Origin of the sequence: Methylophilus glucosoxydans, assembly GCF_042676145.1 — a bacterium.
GTDB classification, from domain to species: domain Bacteria; phylum Pseudomonadota; class Gammaproteobacteria; order Burkholderiales; family Methylophilaceae; genus Methylophilus; species Methylophilus glucosoxydans.
In genome coordinates this window covers 19,286-32,894 of sequence record NZ_JBHTJW010000003.1, presented here as the reverse complement: position 1 = coordinate 32,894, position 13,609 = coordinate 19,286, and the positions used below count along the sequence as shown (strand labels likewise).

Genomic DNA, 13,609 nt, shown 5'->3' with positions numbered 1-13,609 from the left:
AACAACTTATTGATTTGTTATGGTTGATTACCAGCGCACATCGCGTTGTGCATCCAGTTGATTCATGGCTAATCCTTTCAGCGTGACCAGTGGTCTGGCGGTGGCCGTCCCTCCTGTGCCATCGGCATCGATTTGCAATTGCACGCCGCCTGATACGCTCACCCAGCGGGCGTAGCCATCGGCAAACGGCTGGCTGCCGCTGTAACCCAGGCTTTGCAGCAATTCGCTGATCTGCAACTGGTCTTCACCGGGCGTAAAGTCGGTAATGGTGTCAGTGGCATCACGCATGCTCTGGTAAACAAAGGTATCGCGCCCGGCCAGACCAGTGAGGGTGTCTGCACCCAAGCCGCCGGTGAGCACGTCATCGCCTGCGGTGCCGGTCAGCGTATCGCGCTGATTCGTGCCATTGACTGTTTTCACCAATTGCACGCCGACAATCACCGGGTCATGGTCTGATGAGCGGTATGGACTATCGCTATACAGGTCTTGCGGTTTGAATTCGGTGTTGTAATCAATCACCATCGGCTCGTCGGCATTGATGTGCCAGTGCGTGGTACCAGTCACTTGTGCCGCCATGCTGTTGCTGGCCAAGGCGTGGTCGATATAGCCAGACTCGCCATCAAACACATAGGAGTAATCACTGTCGCCACTAAAGCGGGCAATCTGGTCCTGCAAGCCGCCTGAGGTCAGGGTCAGGATAGGATCTTCTTTGCCATAGCTATTCAGGTCGCCAATCACCACCACATCCTGATCACCTGCTTGCGCTTGTACGGTATTGATGAATTGCAACAAACGATCGGCCTGGGCCACACGGCGCGTGTTGTAACAGCCCTGACCATCGCCCTGATCGGCATTGCTACCGGAGGCATCGGAACAGCTCTTGGATTTAAAGTGGTTGACCAACACTGTGAATTTTTCGCCATTGGCCGCCTTGAAGGTTTGTGCCAAGGTTGGACGGTTGTTGATGCTGTCGTTATCAGACAAGGCCGCCGCAGCCGGGGTCAGCTTGGCAGGCTTGTAGATCATCGCCACTTTGATCGCGTCAGTCCCTGTGCCAGTCACTGGATCAGCAATCGCCGCATAAGTATTGGCACCAACCGCTGCATTCAAGCCGTCTACCAGATTTTGGACAGCGGTGCTGCCGTTATTCTGGATTTCCATCAGGCCCACCACGTCCGCATTCATTGCACTTAAAGCGCGAATGATTTTGTTACGCTGGCGGTTAAACTCGGCCAGGTTGTTGGCACCGCGACAGTTAGAGGCAGAGACACTACCGCCCAGGCTGCAGCCCTGGCCAGTTTGGCCGCTCGCTGTGGTGCCATTGGCAAAGGTGGTGAAGTAATTCAGCACGTTAAAGCTGGCAATCTTGAGATTGCCCGGCACGCTGGCAGGCGCTGCCGTACGTGGGTTTTCACGCTGGAACTGCACAGGCTCGGTAGGATTCAACTTGTAATCGCGTGGGCCGGTGCTGGAGGCCGTGATCAGGCCATAATCAATCACCCCGGTCAGGTTTTGTACTATATCGCCGGCGCGCAGCGTATTGTCTTCCCCGATAAACGGGATCGGGTTAGGATTTTGTGCACTGCTGCCGTCATCCAGCACCAAACGGCGACGGGCATTCTCATCCGCTAACTGGGCTGCTGCCGCAGAGTTGGCTGGATACAGATTGCTAGGCTTGAGCATGCGGCCATCCGCAGACAGCGTGACTTGACCATAGCGACCCAAAAAGTAATTCTGTGAGGCGGTCATTGGGGTGGTGATACGCACCAGCATGCCCTCGTAAGCTTCCAGATCGCCCTCGGTCACTTCAGGCAGGCTGATGTCGGTCGGCAAGATGACATTGTTGCTGCTTAATACTTGCAAACCACTCACATTCACCAACTCAGTGATGGTATTGAACTCGGTCACGTTGGCCGTTAAGCGGATTTTTTGGCCTTTGCTGACGGTAGGTGCAACGCCGGTTCCCAGATAAACAAACACGCCGTCTGAGGTTTGTGGGTTGCCGTCACCGCTCGCATCTTGCAGATAAAACCCGTTCAGGCTTGGAAACACGGCTGTGACCACACCCTCAGTGGTGACGGTTTGACCATTCAGCGGGCTGACAGAGGCGGTGCCCAAGGCGCTGCCCTGAATCTGGTAAATACGCGTGATATTGCTGTTTTTGATCGTGATATTGACGGTACAAGTCGCGGTCTGCGCTTCGTTATTGGCAAACTGGATATCGGCCGTATATTGTCCGGCTGGCAAGCTGCCATCCAGTTGCAAAGCGGCGCTGGCTGACTGGCCATCATTGCTGGCTGCGGCAAAATTAACCAGGCTCACGCCATTTGGCGCATTAGAAGCCAAGGTCGCAGCATTGACTACACTGTCAGCATCCGACGCCTGCACCTGACCTGCACCTGTCTCGCCCACTTGCAGCGTGATCGCCGGGCAGGAGGTCACAATCGGTTGATTACCTGTGCTGCCACCACCACTATTGCCGCCACCGCAGACATTCACGGCCGTGCTGCTATTGCGTGGCGCAGGCGTGCCAGCGACGAAATCGCTGCTGTTCTGGTTGGTATCCTGGCAACCGTCGCCTTTGCGCAACAAGGCCTTGCTGCTGCTAATCGCCGGCGCTGCTGAACCCTCAGCAAAGTTAGCCGTGCCGTAGCCCACCAGATCAGCAATCTGCGCCAACTGGCTGCTGCTACATGGGTTAGAGCTGCCATTACAAGTCAGGCCAGTACTGCTCTTAACCAGCACCACCTTGCCATTGGTGCCACTCATATCAGTGCCATTATTGCTGGCATCAGGCGTTGGCAAGGCTGAACCATTGGCTGCGCTACGCAAACCCACCAGATAATATTGACCCGCTTGCAACAAGCCAGACAGAGTAGTCACCCCATTGGCAGAAAAATTCCCCGTCCCTGTCGCGCTGGCATACTGCACAGACCAGCCACTGATATCAACTGCAGCGCTACCGTTGTTGAATAACTCAACGTAGTCCTGGTTATACACACTGCCCTGTCCGCCATACACCTGACTAATCACCACCTCGGCATGTAAAGGAAGACTTAAAGAAGACCAGCCCAGACAAGCCAGCAACCAATGCATTTTTTTTAGTTTCATTCAGAACTCCGTCGTTATCTGCTCACGTAAAATCCTGAATACTTTAGCAACTTAGATTGCTGCCAATATTAATTTTCGCGCCATAACACTAGGTAGCTCGGACTATGAAATCTGCTAAAAACAAGGGGGGATTTGTACTTTTTTAGTCTTGCTTGACTACGGACTGGTAGTCCGGCTGTGGTCAGAACAGCCCATAGAAAGACACTTCTTCATGACTCAGCAGAGGTAGGGATCAGAAATAAAAACGCCCACCAAAAGGCGGGCGTAAAATTGTGAAACGTCACCGGCTAATCTTCTAGGCGGATCGTTTTAACTGTCACAATCGGTGGCAATTCCTTGGGCGCAACGCTCTGGTTATTCATCTGATTGGCGATGTTCTCAGTCAGCGCATTGGTGGCCCCCGCTGAAGTATTGGTTGCACTTAAAGCGGCCCCGGCCAAGCTGCCAGTATCAGAAACCGGCACGCCAGCAGAAGTGCCGGCGGCAGAAATATTAGCTGCGTTGTTGATCACTTGCGCGCCAACAAACAAATCTGCACCAGATGAAACACCTGCCTCACCAGCATCGAGGACACCATTGGGCGCGGCTAAAAACACGACACCAGCCTTAACCTCTTTTTGAATGCCTATTGGCCCATCAGGATCATAGGTTGAGGTACTGATACCACTACCTGCAGCGACCCCTTTCAGCTCAACAATCCGATTACCAAAATCGTCAAGTTTGCCCAAGCGCTCAGGTACAGCCAACGCAGTCTTGGAGCCTCGACCTGCGTCAATATCTCCGTTATTCACCCATGCACTCAAATCACTTCCCTTGCCTCGAACTCCAAGCAAGTTTCCATTGGCATCCTGATCACTGCCCCCCCCCTTAACACCAAATAACGTAGAGACTTTGGACTGATTGATTTCAAAGCCTTTATCAGCATAGACTCTTAATGCACCACCTTTTTCGGTAACAATACCGATATCTTTACCGGCATCATCACCAGTTGTAGCCGGGACACCAGCATTAATCAGCCCACCAGGTGTGAGTAGATTAATGTCCGCAAAGCGCAAGGTTTTAACCTGACTCTGATACATCAACATATCCCCCTCATATTTACGAGTATTGGGGAACATGGCTGCGATCAGCTCCTCACCTCGGATGGGTTTGCCAGTCTGTACATAATCAACTATAGCATTGGTCATTTCTATACCATACATTGCGTAAGCAAGTGGCTTCTGCTCATCGACAGAAAGTGCCAAAAATAAGGCCATCGCTTGCTCCTTGCTCAGTACTTTGCCAGTTCTATTTTGCATATATACTTGAACACTATCGGCCACCACAGTGCGGTATGCACTTAATTTTTGCGTATCTCCAGCAATCGCTTGGGGTCCCGTACCATTTGGGTTAATGTAAGTATTTACAAACTCGTTAATTGCTGCACCATCTTTGCTCAAACCAGCCAGTATGGTGATATTGGCACCATTTTCGGGCAAATTAGCGTTAACAGTATTGGCGACAGACAATATGCCGTTGGTCTTGCCAAGATTAATATTACGGGAGGCCTCAATCAACAAATCGCCAGGACCATGGACCACAAACGCGGCGTCCGGATTGGGCAGATCCATGACAAAGTCATTACCCGCTTTGACAATAGAAATATCACCCTGATTATTATGCTGTATAGAAGCGTGCATGGTCACATCCTGGCCCGCACTGATATAAACAGGCATCGATGACTTCAAGCCATAAACATTATCAGAGGCATTGGAAGACGGTCGGCCTTTAAACTCAACATTACCCGCTCTTGCAATAATGATCGATTGACTGCTATCCCCCGTGTGCACAGGTATTGCAGCTTGACCAGTTTTGAATGCTGCAACAAAGTCAACTAATGTGCCATCTGCTGCATTACCAACAAAGGGTTGATTAATCGTAAACTGATTTAAAACATCCGCACCCGAAATAATGACTGATGCAGTGGGGAGTTGCCCACCTGTTGATGTTGAAGTAACACCAATGACATTATTAGCGGCTAACAATTGCAATTGTCCATTTTGCGAAGGTGCCAATATCATTTTGTACGCTGTGATATCACCCGAAAACGCAGTTGCTTTGACTATACCTGGATGTATTGCACCATAGTCATGATTCTTAAGCGACCCCGTTGCGGTACTTAAACCTGCGGAGGAGATATTGTCTCTGTGTTGCAAGCCGAGTTGCACTGCCCCAACCAGAGAAGAAACTTCAAAACTAGCTTGATTTGAGTATGTATTAAAATAGCTATTATTAGCTGCCACACTAGAATTGGTTGAACCTTGTGCCCATAACGTAGGGTTAAATACAGTATCCACCTTGACGTTGCCATTGGCACTGACATTAGCACTTGCATCTTGCAGGGCAATCAACAGACCTTGTGAGTTGGCAGGCGCATTTTCTGGTTTACCAATGTTTCCATCGGCATCAATATTCAGCTTACCACGACCAACATAATACACACCATTAGTGACATTCCCTCCCGCGCTGACATTCACATCGCCACCACCTTTGACAACACTATTGTTGGTGGCATTAGCCCCTCTGTTATCAAACTGCGCATTGGTAGCAGACGAGGCTGAGACGTTAGTGATATTACCACCAGCAGTGATATTCACATCACCACCGCCTAGTGCGGCAACGCCTTGTTGAAACAAATCAGGCCGTACCCACCAGCTGGTATCCGTTTCACTGGAAGCGTTACTTGCTTGACGCAACAACCACTGGTTGACACTTTGCGTAGTAGCAGTGCCTGAAATATTCCCTTGTGCTTCAATATGAATATCACCCCCGTTGTTCACATAGCTAGCCGCGGTGGCTGCCGATGGTTTGGTAAAACCATCGGCACCGATATCCGCTTTACCAACTGTGTAAATAACACCTGTGCCGAGCGTAATATTATTACCTGATGAGATAGTAATATCGCCCTCGCCAGTTCGGATAATCTTGTTATTGGCCAGTGTGAAATTACCTATGCCTGCGACTGTTTTATTCACATTTGCCGAGGTGTAATCTGCTCCCGCCACAAAATTCAAATCAAAAGTCTTGATTTTATCCTGCAAGACGCCTGTGTTTGCTAATGCAGTACTAAAACCATCACTGACGCTATTCAGACTTAGGTCACCACTCGAACGCAATGCAAACACACCTCCTCTGCCTGCTATCAAGGTGCCTAATGCACGCAAGTTAAGGTCGGTACTGGAGGTCATGTTAGTCGCAGTATTACCAGCGGTGCTTCTAAGTTCGATATAAGGCAATACTTGCGCCGCCAAACCATCTTGTGTATTGGCATAACTGCCCGCACCAAGGTTAGCGTTATAAAAGCTATTGGTATCATTAATGACTGGAGCCAGATTGGCGAGCGTGAGGTTAGGTTGTGTATAGGTCCTGACACCCTCGACCCTCACTTCACTTGCGCCTTTAATTGCGCCAGTGGTATTAAAAGCCACATTAACGGTATCAGCAGTGTCATTGATGCCACGGCGACCACGTAAAGTAACCGTGCCATCTGCGCCATCCACACCTACATTGCTATTTGTCTTTTTGTCGTAGCCACTTACATCAATCAATGCACCGCTCTCAGCCGATACTGCATCTGTCGTTGCCAAGCTATTGGATGATAGCAACACCTTACCACCTGAGCCAGTTTGCGCATCGCCAATAGATTGATTGGTTTGTGTGCCTCTAGCGGTAATTTTGGCAGAGTTTTTAAGGGTGACCGTGCCCCTGGCATACATGGCGACATCTCCACCTTTATCGCCATCCGCATTCACGGTACCCGCTACCTGAATATTGCCGTTATCTACCCCCAAGGAAAACTGTTTAGCAGTCACCATATCCGTAGCCTGAATATCAACATTGCCACTTCTGACACGAATATCACGCGTCTGATTAAACTGGCCGCTCTCCAGTGCCCGATTCACACCACTAAAGTTATCTAGCTGGTTGACATCCAGATTAAACTGCCCATTTTTTTGCTTGCCAGCAGCACTGGCTTTAAGCGTGCCATCTGCGACAGTAAACCGTCCACGCTTGGCCTCTACAGTCAAGCTGCCAGCATCACCGGCCTGTTGACCACCAGAGACATCTATCAACGCATTTTGGGCCACCGCCACATTGTCAGTATTTGAAACGAGTGTCACATTGCCCGCATTGGTCGTTTTACTATGTGTTTGGTCAAATTGGACAGTAGCCGCTTTCGTAACCAACTGCCCACCAGCAGCCACCGTTAAGTCTGCATTAGTTGAAGTGGCTTTAAACTGCCCAGCCAGCATTTCTACCCGATTGGCTATCGTCGTTGCACGCGATGTCAAGGCAACATTTGCCCCCAGGCCAGTGGTCGCTGCAGCAGTATTGCCGTTATTGAGCAGGTCTAAAGCGCCGGTTGTGCTCAGGTCATATTTGGCCCCCGTGTCTGCTGTCACCACAGCAGAGCGCAAATTAGTTTCTGCGGCATTGATATTGAGCTTGCCCGTATCCGCAAATTTGATTTGTTGCGCTGCATTGACGTTGACCTGATCAAAACCATCAATATTCAATTGATTGCTAGCACCGAATACTGTGTTTTCAGTATTCAACGTCAACTGTGATGTTCCTGTATCCTGAGGAGTCACAAAACTATTTCCCAGCGTATTACTCAAGGTAAGCGTTTTTGCATTGATGACGACACTGCCGTCACCATGATGCGCCAAACCACTCGAATTCAACATAAGATTCAAATTACGAGATCCGAAATCTAGTGCGCCATAGATATCAATTTGCTTGTAGCTATTAAGCGCTACCGAGGACAAGTGACCATAACTTTGCAAGGTGGCAGCATCAATTTTGGTGGCGGCATTCGGGTTACTGTCACCCAGCGCAAACTGCTGCGAGCCTAATGTCAAGCTGCCGCCAGTGGCGACATTCACATCACCAGATTTGTCAAAAACCTTTGTTCCATCAAAAACTGCAGAGCGAGCAACATCTACCTTGACGCCTTGATCAATCTCAAGTTCGCCAGCTGCACCATTGGCACCTGTCCGGTTAAAGCTTAAATGATTACTGGAGGAAACGGCCAGCAAGGCACCATCACCATTAGTATTTAAAGTCACATTTCCAGGATTGGCTGCAGCGGTTGTTGTTTTAATGACTGCACCTGACTTAACACTGACTTTGTCTTTCGCACTGACAATCAACTCTGCATTTTCTACCACATGGTTTGCATCATTAGTGAAGGTGACTTCGGACGCTTGCGTGGTAATGGTTTGCGCATTACCAGAAACGCTGCGCGCCCCACCCAACAGTACGCTGTCAGCCTGAATATTAGATAACTGTTTGGCACTTAATTGCAGTACCCCGTCTTGCACCGCCCCCACATTCGAGACAACCTGGATTTTGTTAGATGAAATATCAACCAACCCGCCTTTTGCACCAGTTGGCTTTTGCGCCACAATCTGACCGTCAAGATTCAACTGCGATGTTGCACTGATAGAGAGTTGCCCGGCATCTGTAGACAACTGAGGAGTAACAGTTCCATCTTGGCTGGCTTTATTCATAAAAAACTGGTTGCCCAACGTCACTAAATACTCTGCAGGACCTTTATAGTCTTTTGTGCCAGCGTTGTTATAAAAGACCTGTCCACTCATGACATTAAAGCTGGCAAACTGGCCTCGGCTGGTGCCGTCCAGACGGGTAAAATAACCCGACATATTGCTGGAACCATCTAACTGGATCAGTGAGGTATTGATAGGCACGCTGTCAGTATTGACCTTCACCAGATAAGCGCCTGGGACCAAGGCATATCTCGCAGGCAACAAGGTATAAGTCCCTGCCGCCAGTCCACTCCCGCCGTTCAGGTAAATGGCCTGCCCGACATTTAGATCTGAGGGATTATTGCTGCCATACATCAAGTAATCATACGGCGCATATTGCTGACCCAATTTAGGCAAGACCGCATAGTACCCCTGCTTGGCAAGCACATTCTCTGAGCCGCCTATTCCTGGTATCCATCCGTAAGCGAGTGTATCCCCGCCACCAGAGATATCTACCTTGGCTCCAGCCTGTAAGTCAATACTGCTGGAATTCAGTGTTATTTTCTTTTCGTTTAGCTTACTTTTTGCAATTGCTTGCTCATTCCCTTCCTGCTCTACCATGCTTGTACCCCCTAACACGGTCATGAGATAAGGAATCACACTCCCCTCGGCAGAAACAGAAGTCAGACTGTTTTTACCCAACACCAAACTTTGCTTGGCATTTAAATTGATTTCACCTAAGGGCGCGCGCAAATTACCTTCTTGCAAAATTTGATTGGCGCTAATAGTCAACTTGCCCTGAGCAGACATAGGAACTTGTGGCTTAATGCCCTGTGAATTCGTGACCTCAACTCGGCTCTGGTTACCTTGAGCGTTAATATTAAAAGTGGCTGCGCTGACTGGATAAATTTGCGTTGCATCCATCGCCAGCTTGTTAGCGACGGTCAATGAACCAATGCTCTGTAAGCCATTGGCTACACCACGTCCACGGATGTCGGTTTTACTGTTAAGCTTTACTGATGACACTTGGTCCAGTGTCACATTACCAATCAGGTCAATGAAATTGGCATCAACCACCATCTCTCCATTGCCGTTAGCAGGTGCATCCAGTATTACACTACCGGTATTTTTCAAACTCACTGTCGAAGCTTGGATCCGGCCAGCACCCGCAATTGCAGTTGCATCTAGAGTCACACTAGCAGGTGCTGAGAGTACAGTGCCAGACTCTAGAATAATCTTGCTGTCCGGATTGCCGTTTGCATTATTCACCTTTAACTGCACATGATCGAATCCGCCTTCGGCGATTTGGGCTTGCGAAACCTGCCCTTTACCAACAGCATTAGTTAAAGGCAGATCAGGGTCATTGGTTTGGATGAGATTGCCTGCATCACTGCCAGGTTGATTTAAGCCAGCCATCATTTTCTTGGTTTGTGTCACCGTTAACAAGCGCTTACCATTGGCGAAAAACAAGGGATTGTTATCATCTTTCTCAATCGCACTCCAAGTATCACCGCCGAGCGTGACTCTTAATGTACCGCCTTCACCTTGACCTGCAGATTTACCTATCATGCTGCCATCTAACGCCAAGCCATCACGCGCCTCGACTTCGATGATACCGGCCTTGCCATCCACCTGTTGCCGCACAAAGTTGTTAACGGTTGGCAAATCTACAAGACCTGAAGCGGCAGACACGTCAAGCTGACTTCCTTCTTTAAGGATGACTACACCGTTACCAGACTTAACTGTAATATGGCCTGCATCGAGTACCACTGCGTTATTAAGAGTCCCGTCTACTGTTGGTGGTGCAATATATTGACCTCTGGCCGAGAGTACCGACTTCTCTCCGACAAACAGGCTTAAGGTCGGATCAAACTGCTTGTTAGGCGTAATCGGATCCATTCCATCTGGCCGCTGAACCGTCAATGAAATGCTTGCGGCCGGTGCTGTAATATCTCCCAAAATGGTCATTTGCCCTTTGGAAGTTAAATTCACATTTCCTCTTAAGTCACTTTTGCTGTTAGGTGCCTGTGTGATGATCGCGGCACCTTCGTGTAGCGTAAGATCGTCTCCTGCTTTCATGGTTAATGCCACGGGGCTGCGGAAAATAGCAGGAGGTGCAGTGACTGATGAAACGCTATTGATTGCACTACCACTGCTTGCAACTAGGGCACTATCAATCAAGATACGAGCATTTTGTTGTGGTTGTATTAGAGTGCTCACACCAGATTGACCAATAACAATATCACCATCCACGCGACTTTCATTACTTAACACATAATTCGAAAAACCACCGCGACTGACAAAGCCTTCATCAAGCCACAAAGTCTCGGCTTTTTCAGGATTAACTCCTCCCAACTGAATATTCCGGACCTGACTCGAACCTGTATCACCTTGTAAGTTGACTGTCAGCTTGCCGCCCTGACTAGTTTTAGCATCATCATAGAAACCATAAGCTGAAAAAGCTTCTCGATCCACCTTGTTTTGTGCCAGCGTGACATTAATATCACCGCCATGCCCGGTTTCTGTAGTTTTGTCCTGCGTGATCCAAGCGCCTGCATTAGCCTCTAGCCTTGCGCCATCTTGCATGACTAGACCATCAGCCACCGTAATATTGCCAGCATCCTTGATTACCAAACCTGTCATGGCACCTGCAATGCCAGGTTTATCATTGGTTAACAGGCCAGAGGTATTGATGTTGACTCCCTTAGCCAAAACTACATTGTTACGCTCGCTGGCAGCCAACGTAATATTGCCTCCTGCCACAATGATATTGGCATTGACATTTAAACCGCCATTGGCATCCAGTTGAATACTGCCATTAGGATTGGCTTGTAATTGCGTGTTGACATTGATCTGGCTGTTCGCATTCACAACTAATCGATTAACCCCTTGACGCAACACCTTGGTGTCAATTTCTGAAACGGCTTTTTGCTTATCACTTAAATCACTATTGGCATTAAAAGCCGTGTTCAACGGGTCACTCAACTGGTTGACAAAGTTCAGGGTACTGTTACCTGTAAAGTTGATATTGAGGGCACCTCCCTGAGGTGTCAGACGATTAGCTGTATCTCCACGCTGGTAAGTACCTGCTGTCGTATTGGCAACGAGATCACCTTGCAATGCCAGTTGACTTGAGTTAACAGTAAAAGACCCTGCATTACCACCCTGTACGTAGCCAGCCTGATATGTGCCATCAGGGCTTGAAGCTAAATCCCAAGTGCGTGTCGCACTCCACCGTGGATCTTTGATAGTGAATTTTGTACCCGTAGACTCATAAGCGACCCCGGCCTGAGCATCAGAGGCATCTACCCATAGACCATTGAAGAGCAGCCTGCTTTCTTTAATTGCTCCAGATGCATAGGTAGTTTTACCTCCGGAAGTATTCACCACAGAACCTGCTTTGGTTACCACCCCATCTGCTGTAAACTTCACGCTACCACCATTAGTCATAGCTTCGGCAATGGTTTGTTTTTGTGACTGCTTGGCCTGCTCGATGACTGCCTGACTAATAATAGGCGTTCCGTCTCTTGAATCCAGATACAGGAACTCGCCAAACAATGGGCCGCCCCGCAGCACAGGTGAGTCTTTCAACTGCTCTGAGTAAAGCTGTATGATGAGTTGATTACGTGACATCGGGGCATTTGCATCTACGCCAGACACATCAATAATCGCATTTTCACCCAAAAATATTCTGGACTCTCCTATACCATTTGAGTTTGCCGTCACATTCACCTGCCCAGCGTTGGCCGTCACGCGGCCTTGAATATCAATGGTTTTACCCAGAATTTCAACGATAGACTGATTTTTCTCCCCGACCTTCTGAGCAAGAACGGCCTCTTCAGTGTTCGCAATATCAACCAACACTTCTGTGGTACTGTTTTTTGCCAGCGTAACGGTGCCCAAACGGTTATTCGCAGGTGTACCTTTAGATTGAATCTCTTCAGCCTTTAAAAGAATTTTACCGTTGTTTCTGACAGAGGTAGTAGCTGTGATTCTGCCCTCCTGGTTTACTGCTAAACCAACTAGGCTCGCATTGCCGTTACCGACGACAATCTGACCAATATTTTTTACCGTACCGCCAGAGGAAACCTCTACCAGAATATTTTCATTTTGTTTGGCCATGTAAATGGTTTTACCCGCCGCCAGCAGGGTTTGACCATCCGGGGTTGAAATCAAACCACTATTTTTCACATCTGGTGCTAACAACATCACGCGACCATTAGGAGCTGTTCTGATCTCAGCGCCTTTTTTGACCAACTCGCCTTTTTCGTTATAAACGGCCCCAGCGACTTCAATGATGCCAACAGCATCAGCAAATGAAAACACTGGCTCATTTTGGTTAGACAAAATGCCCCGGTTGTAAACATCCTCAATACTCTTGTCGAACACGTTATCCAGTGTGGTCGCAGTCAACGAACCAACATTGACTTGTGAACCAGCGCCGAAATAAATGCCATTGTGATTGACGATATAAACATGGCCATTCGCCTCAAGCAGGCCGTTAATGATACTGGGAGTACTACCCATCACCCGGTTAAGCACACTAGAGGAACTATCAGGCATTATAAATTTGACGGCTGCGTTTGAACCGATGCTGAAACTATCCCAGCGAATGACAGCATTTCTGGTCGTCGTGGTCACATCCAGAATATTCCCAACTGGATTTGTCGGGATATTGCCAGCACCAGAAACGATGCTGCCGCCTGTTGGCAAGGTATTAGCATCCATTGCAAACACTGACGATGAAACCCAGCTCAAATAGCCTGCCAATAGCAAGGCAACACTTGCGCTGGAGATGCGCCATAAAGAGGGTTGAATCGTTGCCGCCCGTACACCTGTTGAAGAGCGGCTGGAAGAGTTCTCTGTTTTCTGATGCGTCCGAGCAATTTCCGCAATAGGCACTAGCATGCCCAAACGTTTGCTAAATACCAATTTGAATCGTAACTTGTTCATCACATCACCTCATATAC

The 13,609-nt window shown here is 48.8% G+C and carries 2 protein-coding genes; both read right to left on the bottom strand.

All coding sequences use genetic code 11. The features are described 5' to 3' along the window. Window positions 1-27: 27 nt before the first annotated feature. Window positions 28-3,111: an ExeM/NucH family extracellular endonuclease gene (locus ACFQ1T_RS11840; RefSeq protein WP_379077007.1), complete on the bottom strand. Its 3,084-nt coding sequence runs from the start codon at window positions 3,109-3,111 to the stop codon at window positions 28-30. 287 nt (window positions 3,112-3,398) lie between these two features. Further along, window positions 3,399-13,592 (bottom strand): filamentous haemagglutinin family protein, encoded by a 10,194-nt coding sequence (locus ACFQ1T_RS11835; RefSeq protein ID WP_379077004.1) that lies wholly within the window; start codon window positions 13,590-13,592, stop codon window positions 3,399-3,401. Between the last annotated feature and the right edge of the window lie 17 nt (window positions 13,593-13,609).